Origin of the sequence: Streptomyces sp. NPDC047117 (assembly GCF_040643545.1) — a bacterium.
Lineage (GTDB): Bacteria > Actinomycetota > Actinomycetes > Streptomycetales > Streptomycetaceae > Streptomyces.
In genome coordinates, this window is sequence record NZ_JBEYUN010000017.1 from 104,761 (window position 1) to 120,752 (window position 15,992).

8 protein-coding genes are annotated in these 15,992 nt (G+C 74.0%); 7 read left to right on the plus strand and 1 reads right to left on the minus strand.

Going from position 1 to position 15,992, the window contains the following annotated elements; translation table 11 throughout:
- The first annotated feature begins 25 nt into the window (after positions 1-25).
- Complete coding sequence (moeZ, locus tag ABZ840_RS28615) at positions 26-1,204, plus strand: adenylyltransferase/sulfurtransferase MoeZ (protein ID WP_361563866.1); 1,179 nt, start codon at positions 26-28, stop codon at positions 1,202-1,204.
- 132 nt (positions 1,205-1,336) lie between these two features.
- A complete protein-coding gene (locus tag ABZ840_RS28620; RefSeq protein WP_361563869.1) occupies positions 1,337-1,993 on the plus strand; it encodes a hypothetical protein in 657 nt (218 codons plus the stop codon).
- Between the two features lie 80 nt (positions 1,994-2,073).
- Here ABZ840_RS28620 and ABZ840_RS28625 read toward each other — a convergent pair whose 3' ends face one another.
- Positions 2,074-5,139, minus strand: coding sequence for a flippase-like domain-containing protein (locus ABZ840_RS28625; protein WP_361563871.1), 3,066 nt, complete (start codon positions 5,137-5,139; stop codon positions 2,074-2,076).
- A gap of 173 nt (positions 5,140-5,312) precedes the next feature.
- Between ABZ840_RS28625 and ABZ840_RS28630 the strand changes: the two genes are divergently transcribed.
- From ABZ840_RS28630 to nudC, 5 genes are all read left to right on the plus strand, one after another.
- On the plus strand, positions 5,313-5,786 hold the full coding sequence (locus tag ABZ840_RS28630) for an MGMT family protein (RefSeq protein WP_361563874.1): 474 nt from the start codon (positions 5,313-5,315) through the stop codon (positions 5,784-5,786).
- Between the two features lie 361 nt (positions 5,787-6,147).
- The gene (locus tag ABZ840_RS28635) at positions 6,148-9,747 is read left to right on the plus strand and encodes an ATP-dependent DNA helicase (protein WP_361564080.1); all 3,600 of its coding nucleotides are present in this window, start codon (positions 6,148-6,150) and stop codon (positions 9,745-9,747) included.
- A gap of 63 nt (positions 9,748-9,810) precedes the next feature.
- Positions 9,811-13,521, plus strand: a complete 3,711-nt coding sequence (locus ABZ840_RS28640; protein WP_361563877.1) for a UvrD-helicase domain-containing protein — start codon at positions 9,811-9,813, stop codon at positions 13,519-13,521.
- 10 nt (positions 13,522-13,531) lie between these two features.
- Positions 13,532-14,932 (plus strand): dipeptidase, encoded by a 1,401-nt coding sequence (locus ABZ840_RS28645; protein ID WP_361563880.1) that lies wholly within the window; start codon positions 13,532-13,534, stop codon positions 14,930-14,932.
- Between the two features lie 91 nt (positions 14,933-15,023).
- Positions 15,024-15,959, plus strand: a complete 936-nt coding sequence (gene nudC / locus ABZ840_RS28650) for an NAD(+) diphosphatase (protein ID WP_361563882.1) — start codon at positions 15,024-15,026, stop codon at positions 15,957-15,959.
- Positions 15,960-15,992: the final 33 nt, after the last annotated feature.

Genomic DNA, 15,992 nt, shown 5'->3' on the forward strand with positions numbered 1-15,992 from the left:
TGAATTACCGACCAACGGAGTCCCCGTGTCGCTGCCACCCCTGGTAGAGCCCGCTTCGGAGCTCACCGTCGATGAGGTCCGCAGGTACTCCCGCCACCTGATCATCCCCGATGTCGGGATGGACGGGCAGAAGCGGCTGAAGAACGCCAAGGTGCTGTGTGTCGGCGCCGGCGGCCTGGGCTCGCCCGCGCTGATGTACCTGGCCGCGGCGGGTGTGGGCACGCTCGGCATCGTGGAGTTCGACGAGGTCGACGAGTCGAACCTGCAGCGCCAGATCATCCACAGCCAGGCGGACATCGGCCGCTCCAAGGCGGAGTCCGCGAAGGACACCGTCCTCGGCATCAACCCGTACACCACGGTCAACCTGCACAAAGAGCGCCTCGACTCCTCCAACGTCATGGAGCTCTTCGCGCAGTACGACCTGATCGTCGACGGTACGGACAACTTCGCCACCCGTTACCTGGTCAACGACGCCTGCGTGCTGCTGAACAAGCCGTACGTGTGGGGTTCGATCTACCGCTTCGACGGCCAGGCGTCGGTCTTCTGGTCCGAGCACGGTCCCTGCTACCGCTGCCTGTACCCGGAGCCCCCGCCGCCGGGCATGGTGCCCTCCTGCGCCGAGGGCGGCGTCCTCGGCGTGCTGTGCGCCTCGATCGGCTCCATCCAGGTCAACGAGGCCATCAAGCTGCTCGCCGGCATCGGCGACCCGCTGGTCGGCCGTCTGATGATCTACGACGCGCTGGAGATGACCTACCGCCAGGTCAAGGTCCGCAAGGACCCCGACTGCGCGGTCTGCGGCCCGAACGCCACCGTCACCGAGCTCATCGACTACGAGGCCTTCTGCGGCGTCGTGTCGGACGAGGCCCAGGAGGCGGCGCTCGGCTCGACGATCACTCCGAAGCAGCTCAAGGAGATGATCGACGGCGACGAGAAGATCGAGATCATCGACGTTCGCGAGCCGAACGAGTACGAGATCGTCTCGATCCCCGGCGCCAAGCTGATCCCGAAGAACGAGTTCCTGATGGGCACCGCCCTGCAGGACATGCCGCAGGACAAGAAGATCGTCCTGCACTGCAAGACGGGTGTCCGCTCCGCCGAGGTCCTCGCGGTCCTGAAGTCCGCGGGCTTCTCGGACGCGGTGCACGTCGGTGGCGGCGTCATCGGCTGGGTCAACCAGATCGAGCCGGACAAGCCGGTCTACTGACCGAGCGCGCCCACTGAGCGCAGGAAGGCCCGTCCGCATCGCGGACGGGCCTTCCGCATGCTGGTCGCACGGCGTCATGACCGCGCCGCAAACCGGTACCGCGGCGGAACGGCACCGCCGTACGGTTGCCGCATGGACTTCTTTCCGCCGCCCCGGCCGAGGGACGAAGAGCCGGTCGAGGAACCGGTGTTCACGCGGGTCCCCTGGGAGGGCGCGCCCGAGGACGTGATCGGCGGCATCGTGCCCCTGGAGCGGGTGCTGGCCCGCAACGACCACCTCGCGATCGTCGCGACCCAGGCCGTCGCCTACGAGGACGGCGTGGAGATCCGGCTGCGGCTGCGTGCCCGGCGCCGGCCCGGCATGGGCCGTGAGGAGTGGGCGCTGGTCTCCCGCGGGATGTGGGGGTACGACGATGATCCCTGGCAGGTGGCGGAGGCGGAGGAAGCGGCCGCGCAGGGCCGGCACCCGGACGGGCTGCTGCGCTTCGGGGTGCGCTTCGCGGACGGCTCCGTGGTGACGACCGTCGACGAGCACGACGAGGACGAGGACGACTGGCCCGGGCAGCGCCCGGAGCGGCCGGTACTGAGCCTGAACGAGGAGGGCGGCGGCAGCTCCGGCGAGGACATCGACAGCGAGTACGCGCTCTGGCTCTGGCCGCTGCCCCCGCCGCAGCTCTTCGAACTGGCGGTGGAGTGGCCCCTGCTGGGGGTGGACCTCGCCTTCACGCCCCTGGACGGCGCGGAGATCGCCGCGGCCGCGGCCCGCGCCCGGCCCTTCTGGGACGACTGACCGAGCGTACGAAGGCGCGCGGCAGAAGCCACGCGCCTTCGTACGCTCGTCCCGCCGTGCCTAGCGGCTCTCCGGCCGCCTCACAGCGATCCCTTGCGCGTCAGGAACGTGAAGGACATCCAGCCCGGCAGCACCGGCAGCCAGAACGTCATCAGGCGGAAGAGCAGCACCGCCGACAGGGCCGTGTCACTGCCCAGCCCTGCCGCCGTCAGCAGACCGGTCAGGGCCAGTTCCACGGCGCCGACGCCGCCCGGTGTGGGCGCGGCGGAGCCGAGCGCGTTGCCCGCCAGGAAGACGACCGCGATGCTCGCGTAGGAGATCTGGTCGCCGCCCCCGAAGGCCCGGATCGAGGCGTCCAGGCACATCACGTTCGCCGCCGTGAGCAGCAGCATGCCGCCGATGCCGGCGACCAGTTTCTTCGGGCGCTGCAGCACGTCGAGCATGCGCGGCACCACGCCGGCGAACAGCGACCGCACTCGGGTCACCACGAACTTGCGCAGCGCCGGAATGGCCGTGACCACCAGGGCCAGTACCGCCGCCGTCAGCAGCCCCGCGATGACCGTGCGGGACGGCGACAGCGAGGGCGTGCGTTCGGTGCCGGTCAGGTAGCCGAAGGTCAGCAGCAGCAGGATGTGGCTGCCGAGGCCGAACAGCTGGGACGCGCCTACGCTCGCCACCGCGAGGCCCGGCCGGATGCCGGCCCGTTGCAGGAAGCGGGCGTTGAGCGCCACGCCGCCGACCGCGGCCGGCGCGACCAGCTTCACGAAGTTGCCCGCGACCTGCGCGATCACCGTCCGCACGAAGGAGACCTTTTCGGGGACGAAGCCCAGCAGGCTGAGCGCCGCCGCGATGTAGGTCAGCGCCGAGAAGAACATCGCGGCCGCCACCCAGCCCCAGTTCGCCTCGCCGATGACCTGGTCGAACTTCACGTGCGTGAGCTGCGAGAGCAGGAAGTACGCGGCGAACGCGCCGGCGATCCAGCTCACCAGCGTGCGCGGGCTGATCCGCTCCAGCTTGGCCGGTTCCACCGGCGCGGTCGGCCGGATCAGCAGCACCTGGCGGCGGATCTGCGAGAGCAGGTCCTCCTCGCGGGCCTCCTCCATCGCCTCGTCCAGCGCCCGCTTCTCGGCGTTCTTCTCGGCGCGCAGCGTCTTGCGGTCGGTACGGCCCTCCTCGGCCTTCGCCGCCTTGGCCGCCTGTGAGGCCGCCAGGACCGCCTCACGCTCGCGCTTGGCCCGTTCCCTGGCCAGATGGCGCAGCGTGGCCCTGGTGGTCCGGCTGAGGGCGATCGGCTGCAGCAGCGGCAGGCTGTCCGCCACCGCGTCCGGGCCGAGCACCTCCACGGCCGCCTGCACGCTGCGCTCCGCGCCGACCCGCAGGCCCAGCGTGGTCATCAGCTGCGCGACGTCCATCCGCAGCACCACGTCACCGGAGGCGATCTCACCGCCTCGAAGGTCGGTGAGGACGACCGTGCCGGAACGATCCACCAGGAGCGCGTCACCGACCAGCCGCCGGTGCGCGATGCGCCGCGACTGCAGCGCCGCGACCTGCTGCCAGGCGTTGTCCATCAGCTCGTCGGTGATCTCCTCGTCCGCGAGCGCGTCCAGGGTGCGGCCCCCGACGTGCTCGTACACGAGCATCACGGCGTCCGGGCCCAGCTCGGAGGTGGCGATCAGCTTGGGCGCGTTCGCCCCGGCCGCGATCGCCGCGTACGCCAGCAGCGCCTCCTGCTCCAGCGCCTGGCGCAGCGACTGAAGGCTGCGGCGCTGGTTGATGCCGCGCAGTGAGAGCCTGCGCCACACGCGGTAGAAGAAGCCCTGCGCCTGCTGCTCCCGGTCCACGACGGTGACGTCGATGGGCGGGCCGTCCTCCAGCGTGACGATGTACCGGCGGCCGCGGTCGGAGTGCTCCGGGTACGCGGTGTCCTCCGCGCGGAGCGCGCTGACCGGCCGGAAGCCGACCCGGCGCAGGCCGGCGAGGAGGTTCTGGCCGGTCGGCCGGACGTTCGGGGAGCCGACCGCGTACAGCGTGCCGAAGGCGACCGTGTAGCCGATCAGTACGGTCGTGACGATCGCGAACGGGGTGGTGTACCGGCCGACGAGCACCGCGAAGGCGTCGAGCAGCAGTACGCACCACATGGCCACGCGCCAGCGCGGCCTACGGGACATGCCGACGGCCGTCATGTAGGCGATGACGGGCGCGAGGTAGCTGTGCACGGGGGCGGTGATCGCCCCGTTGGCCAGCGGCTGGGTGAGCGCGTCCCGGATGGACTCCGGTGCCGCCTCGGCCACCCAGAGGTCCGTCGCGAGTGACACCCCGTGGGCGAGGACGGCCGCGAGCACGCCGTCGGCGATCCGCAGGCCGTCCCGTTTGATCAGCCGTTCGATCGCGAAGGCCACCGGAACGATCAGGACCGCGATGCTCGCGGTCAGCCCGGCGAAGGTGATCAGCAGCTGGGGTGCCTGCCCGGCGCCCTTGCCGATGTCGTTCTCCAGGCCCTGCGTGGTCCCGTGCGCGAACGTCGCCAGCCCCAGGACCAGCGCGATCCCCACGATGCCGAGCAGGAAGCGCAGCAGGTCGAAGGGGCGGTGCACGCGCGCGGGCAGCAGGGGCTCGTCGCCCGAGATGTGGTCGACGTGGAACTCGCTGCCGACGCCCTCGTCGCCGATCCGGTCGCCCTTGGCGAGGCGGTCGTCCCCCTCGGGGCGGTCGGTCCGCTCCGTACGGAGGCCCCGCGCCGTCCCGGGTCTGTCGGCGTCCGGCCCGCCCGTGTCGTCACGCGTGGCACCCGGCGGCGGACGCTCGTCCTTCGGACTGCGGCCGGCGGCTGCGCCCGCCCCTTCGGGCACGTCGGCCCGTCCGGCCTGCTCGGTCTTGCTTGCCATGTCGGTGGTGGAAGCCCTTCCCCGTTGTAGCGGCTGTCCCGGTGTCTTCTCCGGCTGGTCCGGCTGCTCCGGCTTCCTCTTGATCGTTCCGTCGTTCTCGGTCTCGGCGGTGCTGGTCTCGGTGGTGCTGGTGTCGGCCTCGGTGGAGCGGTGGTCGGCGGTGCTGCCACCGGGCCGGGACAGCGCGTCGGGAGCGCTCGCCTCCCCAGGAGGCGCCGCGCCCTGATGCTGCTCAGCCGTCTCTTCTTGATCTCGTATCACCAGTCACCGCCCGGAAGATGGTGGCACGGCCCCGGAGCGGAGGGGGGCATCAGGGTGCATTTCGGGGGCGCGGGAAGCGCAGCGTACGCCGCGTCGGCCCTACGTGCACGCGGCGTCACCGCCGTGGCGGGGAACGGCGGGCGTTGTCGGTGCCGTACGGCAGGATGGGCCGAATGAGTGGGACCGGAGAGAACGGGAGCGACGCCCCGGGCGGCGAACTGCCGGAGTACGCGGACCGCGTGCTCGACCTGGCCGAACGGATTCCGCCGGGCCGCGTGATGACCTACGGGGACGTCGCCGAGTACCTCAATGAAGAGGTGCACCCCGACGCGCACCCGGAGGCGGGCGGTGGCGGGCGCCGGATGGGCCCGCGGCAGGTGGGACGCGTGATGGCGCTGTACGGCGGCGCCGTGCCGTGGTGGCGCGTGGTGCGCGCCGACGGCGTCCTGCTGCCGGGCAGCGAGCGGCGCGCGCTCCAGCACTACCGCACCGAGGGCACGCCGCTGCGCGAGCCCAGGCGCACCGCCGGCTCCCGCGAGGAGCGCGGGATACCGCGGCTGGACATGGCGCGGGCCCGCTGGGACGGCGGCGAGCCGGACACGGCCGGTTCCCCGGACGCGGGCGGCGCCCCGGACCACGAGGGCTGAGTGCGCGGCGTCCGGAGGCGCGTACGGGACGCGTGAGACCCGCTCCGGAGGCGCGTACGGGACGTGCGCGGCCGACGGTTCACACCGCTCGCTCGCGGGACGCGCTGCGGCTCGTGCGCCACCTGGCGTAGCGTCGGGCGCAGCTCGCACGACGGACACCAGCACCCATACCACCCCGCACTTCGGCACCACACGTATCGACAGCCTTGTCCGTACCACCAGCATCACCGCAGATCGGACGTCCGGCATCATTCACCGGACACCCGTCTCCACCGCATCCGCACACCAGGACCCCAGTACCACCGCAACCGCACCTCAGACCCCGGCACAGGCGATCCACGTGAGTTCCTCCTCCTCGGCGATTCCGCAGCCCCGGCCGTACCCACGGCCGGAGCGGCGGGATGCGCCCGGCGCGTACCGCCTGGTCCGCAGCCGGCCGGACGCGGTGCGCCCTCCTGCCTTGGACGCACGTCAGCGCGCGGTGGTTGACCATGCGGGCGGGCCGCTTCTCGTGCTGGCCGGCCCCGGTACGGGCAAGACCACGACGCTCGTCGAGGCGGTCACCCGGCGGGTGCGGGAGGGCACCGACCCCGAGCGGATCCTCGTCCTGACCTTCAGCCGCAAGGCCGCCGTCGAGCTGCGCGACCGGATGGCGGCCCGGCTGAGCCACGAGAGCCCGCCGGAGGACGGGGCGGGGGACGGGGGAGCGGCCGTGCGCCGGGCGGGCAGCCCGCAGGCCACCACCTTCCACTCCTTCTGTTACGCGCTGGTCCGCGCCCATCAGGACGCCGACCTCTTCGCCGACCCGCTGCGCCTGCTGTCCGGACCCGAGCAGGACCTCGTCGTGCGCGAGCTGCTGGCGGGCCAGGCGGAGCTGGCCAGGGAGGGCCGCGCGCCGGTCGGCTGGCCGGACGAGCTGCGGGCCTGCCTGACCACCCGGGGCTTCGCCGACGAGGTGCGCGCCGTGCTCGCCCGCAGCCGCGAGCTGGGCCTCGGCCCGGACGCGCTGGGCGACTTCGCGCGCCGCACGGGGCGGCCCGACTGGGGCGCCGCCGCCGGCTTCCTCGCCGAGTACCTCGACGTCCTGGACGCCCAGGGGGTGCTGGACTACGCCGAACTGGTGCACCGCGCGGTGCTGCTCGCCGAGCGCCCCGAGGTGGCGGCCGAGCTGGCGCGCCGGTACGACGCGGTCTTCGTCGACGAGTACCAGGACACCGACGCCGCGCAGGTCCGGCTGCTGCACGCGCTGGCGGGGAACCGCGGACCCGCGGTTCCCGGGGCCGGCGGCGGCCGCACCCTGGTCGCCTACGGCGATCCCGACCAGTCCATCTACGCCTTCCGCGGCGCCGACATCAACGGCATCCTCGACTTCCCGGAGACCTTCCGGCGCGCGGACGGGGCGCCCGCGCCCGTAGAGGTGCTGCGCACCGCGCGCCGTTCGGGGGCCGCGCTCGTCGCCGCCACCCGGCTGCTCACCCGCCGCATGCCGCTCAACCGGCTGCCCGCCCGGCAGGTGAGGGAGCACCGCGAGCCCACGCCGGTACGGGACGGCGGCTGGGCCGAGGTGTACACGTACCCGACGGCCGGGGCCGAGCTGGACAACATCGCCGACATCCTGCGCCGGGCCCACCTGGAGGACGGCGTTCCCTGGCAGGACATGGCCGTCCTCGTGCGCGCCGGCGGCCGGTCGATCCCCTCCGTACGCCGCGCCCTCACCTCGGCGGGCGTCCCCCTCGACATCGACGGTGACGACCTCCCGCTGCGCCACGAGCCCGCGGTCGCGCCGCTGCTGCTGGCGCTGCGGGTGGCGGCGACGGACGCGCCGGTGACCGGCGTGCCGGGCGCGGACGAAGCCGGGGAGGAACCGGCGGACGGCCTGGACGCGCTCCTGACGGCCGACGGGGAGGACCGGGCGCCGGAGGAAGCCCTGGAGGAGGCCGGAGCCCCGGACGAGGCCCCGGAGGATCCCACGGCGCCCGCTGAGCCTGTCGAGCCCACCGCCTCCGCCGAGCCCGCCGAGTCCGCTGAGCCGTCCGGGGCCGAGGCGCCCGCCGCGTACACGCGTATAGCCCCCGAAGTGGCGATAGAGCTGCTGACGTCGCCGCTGGGCGGGATGGACGCCGCCGATCTGCGGCGGCTCGGGCGCGCCCTCCGGGAGGAGGAGCGGGCCGCCGGGCAGGCCGTGCCGCGCCCTTCGGACGTACTGATCGCCGAGGCGCTGGACGAGCCGGAGCGCCTCGTGGCCCACGACCCGGCGTACGCACGGAGCGCGCAGCGTCTCGGGGTGATGCTGCGCAAGGCCCGCGAGCTGCTCGCCGGCGGCGGCACCGCCGAACAGGCGCTGTGGGAGCTGTGGGACGGGACGCCCTGGCCGGGCCGGCTCGAACGGACCGCCCGGCGTGGCGGCGCCGCGGGCCGGAACGCCGACCGCGACCTGGACGCGGTGGTCGCCCTGTTCGAGACCGCGGCGCGCGCCGAGGAGCGCACCGGCGGCCGGGGCGCCCTGAACTTCCTGGAGGAGCTGGACAACCAGGACATCGCCGCCGACACGCTGACCCGCCGTGCGGTGCGGCCCGACGCGGTCCGCCTGATGACCGCGCACCGCTCCAAGGGCCTGGAGTGGCGCCTCGTCGTGGTCGCCGGCGTACAGGAGGGGCTCTGGCCCGACCTGCGCCGCCGCGGCTCGCTGCTGGAGGCCGACCGGATCGGCCGGGACGGTCTCGCCGAACCGCTCACCCCGGGGGCGCTGCTCGCCGAGGAGCGCCGGCTGTTCTACGTGGCGGCCACCCGTGCCCGGGAGCGCCTCGTCGTCACCGCCGTGAAGGCCGCGGCCGACGACGGTGACCAGCCCTCCCGCTTCCTCACCGAGCTGGGCGTCGACCCGGTCGACGTCACCGGGCGGCCGCGCCGCCCCCTCTCGGTGGCCGCGCTCGTCGCCGAACTGCGTGCCACCGTCGTCGACCCCGCCGCCTCCGAAGCGCTGCGCACCGCCGCCGTCGAGCGGCTCGCCAGGCTCGCCGCGCTCCGGGACGACGAGGGCCGCCCCCTCGTGCCCGCCGCGCACCCGTACCGCTGGTGGGGCCTGTACGAGCCGACGCACAGCTCCGTACCGCTGCGCGACAAGGACGCCCCTGTGGCGCTCTCGGGCAGCGCGCTGGACCAGCTGGCCAACACCTGCGCGCTCCAGTGGTTCCTGGGCCGGGAGGTCAAGGCGGACGCGCCCGCGACCGCCGCGCAGGGCTTCGGCAACGTGGTGCACGTCCTGGCCGACGAGGTCGCCTCCGGTCGCACCCCGGCCGACCTCGCCGTGCTGATGGAGCGGCTGGACTCCGTATGGGACTCGCTCGCCTTCGACGCGCCGTGGAAGTCGCGTCAGGAGAAGGACAGCGCACGCGCCGCCCTGGAGCGCTTCCTGCGCTGGCACGTCATGGAGCGCGAGACGCTCGGCCGCACCACGGTCGCCACCGAGCACGGCTTCGACGTCACACTGAAGGCCGGTGCCGCGGAGGAGTACGCGGTCCGCATCCGCGGCAGCATGGACCGCGTCGAGGCCGACGCGGACGGCCATGCGTACGTCGTGGACTTCAAGACCGGCAAGAGCCGGCCGACCGGCCCCGAGGTGGCCCGGCACCCGCAGCTCGCCGTGTACCAGCTCGCGGTGCGCGAAGGGGCCGTCGACGAGGTCTTCGGGGGCCGCACCCCGGAGCCCGGGGGAGCGGAGCTGGTGCAGCTGCGCCAGGGCGCCGCGAAGAAGGACGGCGGCGACGCGCTGCCCGTGGTGCAGGCGCAGCAGCCCCTGGCGGGTGACGGGGCGGGCGAGTGGGTGGGTGACCTGCTGGCCACCGCCGCCGGCCGCGTCCTGGAGGAGCGCTTCGTCCCCTCGACCGGACAGCACTGCACGCACTGCGCCTTCAAGAGTTCCTGTTCGGCGCGGCCCGAGGGGCAGCACGTCGTCGAGTGACGGTACGCCCCACTGACCGGCGGTTTTGCTCCGTTGTCAGTGCAGCCCGTTACCGTCTCGGACGTGTCCGCGCGCATCACCGACCCCGAACAGCTCAAGGAGCTGCTGGGCATCCCGTTCACCCCGGAGCAGCTGGCCTGCATCACGGCACCGCCCGCTCCGCAGGTGATCGTGGCCGGTGCCGGCTCCGGCAAGACGACGGTGATGGCCGCGCGCGTGGTGTGGCTGGTGGGGACCGGGCAGGTCGCCCCCGAGCAGGTCCTCGGCCTGACGTTCACGAACAAGGCCGCGGGCGAGCTGGCCGAGCGGGTGCGTGCCGCCCTGCTCGCGGCCGGCGTGACCGACCCGGACCCGGCGCCGCCCGGCCACGGGAGCGCCGACGAAGCCCCCGGCGAACCCCGCATCTCCACGTACCACGCCTTCGCCGGCCAGCTCCTGAAGGACCACGGGCTGCGCATCGGGGTCGAGCCCAGCGCCCGGCTGCTCGCCGACGCCACCCGCTTCCAGCTCGCCGCCCGGGTGCTGCGCGAAGCGCCGGGCCCGTATCCCGCGCTCACCACCTCGCTGCCCACTCTCGTGGAGGACCTCCTCGCCCTCGACGGCGAGCTGGCCGAGCACCTCGTCGCCCCCGAGGAGCTGCGCGCGTACGACACCCGGCTGCTCGCCGAGCTCGGCGCCGCCAAGCTCAGCAACGCCGAGCTGCGCAAGGTCCCCGAGGCGGTGCAGGGCCGCCTGGAGCTGCTCGACCTGGTCGGCGCGTACCGCGGCGAGAAGCGCCGCCGCGACCTCCTCGACTTCGGCGACCAGATCGCCCTCTCCGCCACGCTCGCCACCACCCGTGCCGAGGTGGGCCGCCTGCTGCGCGAGGAGTTCGCCGTCGTCCTGCTGGACGAGTACCAGGACACCTCCGTGGCCCAGCGCCTGCTGCTCTCCGGGCTCTTCGGCGGGGGCACCGGCCACGCCGTCACCGCCGTGGGCGACCCCTGCCAGGCCATCTACGGCTGGCGCGGCGCCTCGGTGGCCAACCTCGACGACTTCCCCCGGCACTTCCCGTTCGCCGACGGCAGCCCGGCGCGCCGCTTCGCGCTCAGCGAGAACCGCCGCAGCGGCGGCCGCCTCCTGGACCTCGCCAACGGCCTGGCCGCCCCGCTGCGCGAGCGCCACGAAGGCGTCGAGGCCCTGCGGCCCGCCCCGGGTGCCGAGCGCGACGGCGTCGTGCGCTGCGCCCTGCTGCCCACCCACGCCGACGAGATGCGCTGGCTCGCCGACTCCCTCGCTCACCTCGTCCGTACGGGCACGCCGCCCGGCGAGATCGCCGTCCTGTGCCGCACCGCCGGCGATTTCGCCCGCATCCAGGGCGAGCTGGTCGCCCGCGACATCCCCGTGGAGGTCGTCGGCCTCTCCGGGCTGCTGCACCTCCCCGAGGTCGCCGACCTGGTCGCCGTCTGCGAGGTGCTCCAGGACCCCACGGCCAACGCCGCCCTGGTCCGCCTCCTCGTGGGGCCGCGCTGGCGCATCGGCCCCAGGGACCTCGCCCTGCTGGGCCGCCTCGCCCGTACGCTCGTCCACCGCGACGGGCCCTCCGACGATCCCGAGCGCCGCCTCGCCGAGGCCGTCGAGGGCACCGACCCGGCCGAGGTGATCTCGCTCGCCGACGCCCTGGACACGTTCCTCGGGACGGACGCCGGCGCCTCGGGGGAGGACGGGCCGGGCGCCGCGCTGCCCTTCTCGGCCGCCGCGCGGGTCCGCTTCGCGCACCTCGCCGCCGAGCTGCGCGAGCTGCGCCGCTCCCTCGGGGACCCCCTGATGGACGTCCTGCACCGCGTCCTGGCCACCACGGGGCTGGACGTCGAGCTGTCCGCCTCCCCGCACGCCCTGGCCGCCCGCCGCCGCGAGACCCTGGGCTCCTTCCTCGACATCGCCGCCGGGTTCGCGGCCCTGGACGGCGAGGCCACGCTGCTGGCCTTCCTCGGGTTCCTGCGTACGGCCGTGCAGCACGAGAAGGGCCTGGACAGCTCCCTCCCGGGCGGCGAGAACACCGTCAAGGTGCTGACCGCGCACAAGTCCAAGGGCCTGGAGTGGGACGTGGTCGCGGTCCCCGGGCTGGTCGAGAAGCAGTTCCCCAGCAGCCGGGCCCGCGAGTCCTGGACCAGCCAGGCCAAGGTGCTGCCGCACGCCCTGCGCGGCGACGCCGACACCCTCCCCGACGTACCGGCGTGGGACAGCCGCGGCCTGAAGGCCTTCAAGGAGGCGATGAAGGACCACCAGGCCACCGAAGAACTGCGCCTCGGATACGTCACGTTCACCCGCCCGCGCTCCCTGCTGCTCGGCTCCGGCCACTGGTGGGGGCCCGACCAGAAGAGGCCCCGCGGCCCGTCCGCCTTCCTGGACGCGCTGCGCGCGCACTGCGAGGCGGGCCACGGCGAGATCGAGGAGTGGGCCGACCCGCCCGAGGAGGACGCGGAGAACCCCGCCCTCGTGGCCGCGGACGACGACGCGGCAGGGGAGTGGCCGCTCCCGCTGGACCCGGAGGCGATGGCCCGCCGCCGGGCCGCGGCCGAAGCGGTACTGGCCCGGGTGCAGCGCCTGGAGCACGGCACGGAGCAGCCCGGGACGGACCCCTCCGGGCCGGCGGAGGCCCCGGCCGGCCCCGGCCCGGCGGACGACCCGGAGTGGCCGCCCGAGGAGCCCGCGTACGAGGACGAGGAGAGGTACGGCGATCCGTACGGCGAGGACGAGGCCTACGAGCCGCCGTACGGAGAGGACGACGAGGACGGGCCCCACGAGCCGCCGTACGACGAGGACGGCACGTACGCCGCGCCGGACGACGCCTCGCACCCCGGCCACCCCGCACGCGCCGTCCCCGACGGCACCGCGCACACGCCCGCCGTCCCCGCGGCCCGGGACGGCGACGAGGCGGACGCCATGGCCTCGCTGGTCCCCGAGGAGCGGCGGGCCGTCGCGTCCTGGGACCGCGACCTGGACGCGCTGGCGGGCGAGCTGCGCCGGTCCCGGGCGCGCGTCCAGGACGTGCCGCTGCCGTCCTCGCTCAGCGCTTCGCAGCTGATGCGGCTGGCCGCCGACCCGGACGGCTTCGCGCGCGAGCTGGCCCGGCCGATGCCGCGCCCCCCGCAGCCCGGAGCGCGCCGCGGCACCCGCTTCCACGCCTGGGTCGAGTCCCGCTTCGAGGAGCTGACGCTGCCGATGCTCGGCCCCGAGGAGCTGCCCGGCGCCGACGAGGAGACGCCGGCCGAGGAGGGCATCGCGGACGAGCGGGATCTCGCCGCCCTGAAGGAGGCGTTCGCGCGCACCCCGTATGCGCGGCGCACGCCGTACCGGGTGGAGGTGCCCGTCCAGCTCACCCTCGGGGGCCGCATCATCCGCGGCCGCATCGACGCCGTCTACCGCCTCGCCCCCGACCCGCAGGCGACGGACGGCCACGACGGCCCGGTGTACGAGATCGTCGACTGGAAGACCGGCCGCAGCCAGGACGCCGACCCGCTCCAGCTGGCCCTGTACCGCCTGGCCTGGGCGGAGCAGCGCGGCGTCCCGCTCACCGCCGTGCGCGCCGCCTTCCTGTACGTGCGCAGCGGCGAACTGGTGCGCCCCGCGGGGCTCCCCGGCCGCCGTGAGCTGGAACGCATCCTCCTCGGCGAGCCCCCGGGCGGCACCGACGGCACGGCCGCCGCACCGGGCGCGTACGACGCCGACACGGCGTACCCGGCCGGTCACGCAGGTGAGACCGGCGACCGTACGACCCATACGGGCCGATAGGCTCAGGGGCATGAGCAGCACCCCGGACAGCGCTGTCCGCACGTACATCAGCAGCCGACGTGAGGCCTTCCTCGACGACCTCGGCGCCTGGCTGCGCATCCCCTCGGTGTCGGCCGACCCCGGCCACGCCCCCGATGTACGCCGCAGCGCCGAATGGCTGGTCGCGAAGCTCGCCGAGACCGGCTTCCCGACCGTCGAGATCTGGGAGACCGAGGGGCTGCCCGCGGTGTTCGCCGAGTGGCCGTCCGGTGATCCGGAGGCCCCGACGGTGCTCGTCTACGGCCACCACGATGTGCAGCCCGCCGCCCTGGAGGACGGCTGGCACACCGACCCCTTCGAGCCGCACACCGCCGACGGCAAGCTGTACGCGCGCGGCGCGGCCGACGACAAGGGCCAGGTCTTCTTCCACACCCTCGGGGTGCGGGCGCACCTCGCCGCGACCGGCCGTACTGCCCCCGCCGTCAATCTCAAGCTGATCGTCGAGGGCGAGGAGGAGTCCGGTTCGCCGAACTTCCCCGCGCTGATCACCAAGCACGCGCACCGCCTCGCGTGCGACGCGGTGATCGTCTCCGACACCGGCATGTGGGCGGCGGACACGCCGACCGTGTGCACGGGCATGCGCGGCCTCACCGACTGCCAGATCGACCTGTACGGGCCCGGCCAGGACATCCACTCGGGTTCCTTCGGCGGCGCCGTGCCGAACCCGGCCACCGAGGCGGCCAGGCTGGCCGCCGGGCTGCACGACGCGGACCGCAGGGTCGCGATCCCCGGCTTCTACGACGGCGTGGTCGAGCTCACCGAGCGGGAGCGGGAGCTCTTCGCCGAGCTGCCCTTCGACGAGGAGGCGTGGCTGCGTACGGCGCACTCGCACGCCGCGCTCGGCGAGGCCGGCCACACCACCCTGGAGCGCATCTGGGCCCGCCCCACGGCCGAGGTCAACGGCATCGGCGGCGGCTATCAGGGCCCCGGCGGCAAGACCATCGTGCCCTCCCGGGCCCAGCTGAAGCTCTCCTTCCGGCTGGTCGCCGGCCAGGACGCGGCCGCCGTCCAGGAGGCCGTCCGCTCCTGGGTCGCCGAGCGGCTGCCAGCCGGCATCCGGCACGAGATCACCTTCTGGGGCGCCACCAGGCCCTGCCTGACCCCGCTGGACCACCCCGCCCTGCAGTCGGTCGCCCGCGCGATGGGCCGCGCCTTCGAGCAGCAGATCCGCTTCACCCGGGAGGGCGGTTCGGGGCCCGCCGCCGACCTCCAGGACGCGCTCGGCGCCCCGGTGCTCTTCCTCGGCATCTCCGTGCCCTCCGACGGCTGGCACGCGCCCAACGAGAAGGTGGAGCTGGACCTGCTCATGAAGGGCGTCGAGACCGCGGCGTACCTGTGGGGCGACCTGGCGGAGAACTGGCGCCCGGAATGACCCGACCACCGCGGCCGCGGCCTCCTGCCGGCCCGCGCCCCGCATCCGTACGCAGCCCGCACCTCTCGCACAGGGGGAGTTGGAAACACCAGTGACCACCCGGATCGATCACGACGCACACCGGCCCATCACCTTCAGCGCCGACAGCGGCATCGACCGCAGCGCGCATCACCGACTCGACGAGGCATGGCTCGCCGCGGCGTGGAGCCACCCGACGACGCGCGTCTTCGTGGTCTCCGGCGGCCAGGCCCTGGTGGACGACACCCCCGACGGCCGTACGGAACTGGTCATGACGCCCTCCTTCGAGGCGCCGATGACCGAGACCCACCGTTACTACCTCGGGCAGGACGAGGACGGCGTCCGCTACTTCGCGCTCCAGAAGGACTCGCTCCCGGGCCGCATGGACCAGTCCGCGCGCCCCGCGGGCCTGCGGGAAGCCGGTCTGCTGCTGTCCGAGCGCGACGCCGGCCTGCTCGTGCACGCCGTCGCCCTGGAGAACTGGCAGCGGCTGCACCGCTTCTGCTCGCGCTGCGGCGAGCGCACGGTCATCGCTGCGGCGGGCCACATCCGCCGCTGCCCGGCCTGCGGCGCCGAGCACTACCCGCGTACCGACCCGGCAGTGATCATGCTCGTCACCGACGAGGAGGACCGCGCGCTCCTGGGGCGGCAGGTGCACTGGCCCGAAGGCCGGTTCTCCACGCTCGCCGGCTTCGTGGAGCCGGGCGAGTCCATCGAGCAGTCGGTGCGGCGCGAGGTCTACGAAGAGGCCGGCGTGGTCGTCGGGGACGTCGAGTACGTCGCCAGCCAGCCCTGGCCCTTCCCCTCCAGCCTGATGCTCGGCTTCATGGCCCGTGCCACACACCCCGAGATCCAGGTGGACGGCGAGGAGATCGAGGAGGCCCGCTGGTTCTCCCGCGAGGACCTGCGCGAGGCCTTCGAATCGGGCGAGGTGCTGCCGCCGTACGGCATCTCCATCGCGGCCCGCCTGATCGAGCTCTGGTACGGGAAGCCGCTGCCGAAGCCGTAGCGTCCGCGGGCATGCGCGAGGGCCGGAACCGTA

Excerpts from the sequence above, each read along its gene's own strand:
- ABZ840_RS28620 (WP_361563869.1), top strand. The coding sequence starts at position 1,337 with ATGGACTTCTTTCCGCCGCCCCGGCCGAGGGACGAAGAGCCGGTCGAG.
- ABZ840_RS28630 (WP_361563874.1), top strand. The coding sequence starts at position 5,313 with ATGAGTGGGACCGGAGAGAACGGGAGCGACGCCCCGGGCGGCGAACTG.
- ABZ840_RS28645 (WP_361563880.1), top strand. The coding sequence starts at position 13,532 with ATGAGCAGCACCCCGGACAGCGCTGTCCGCACGTACATCAGCAGCCGA.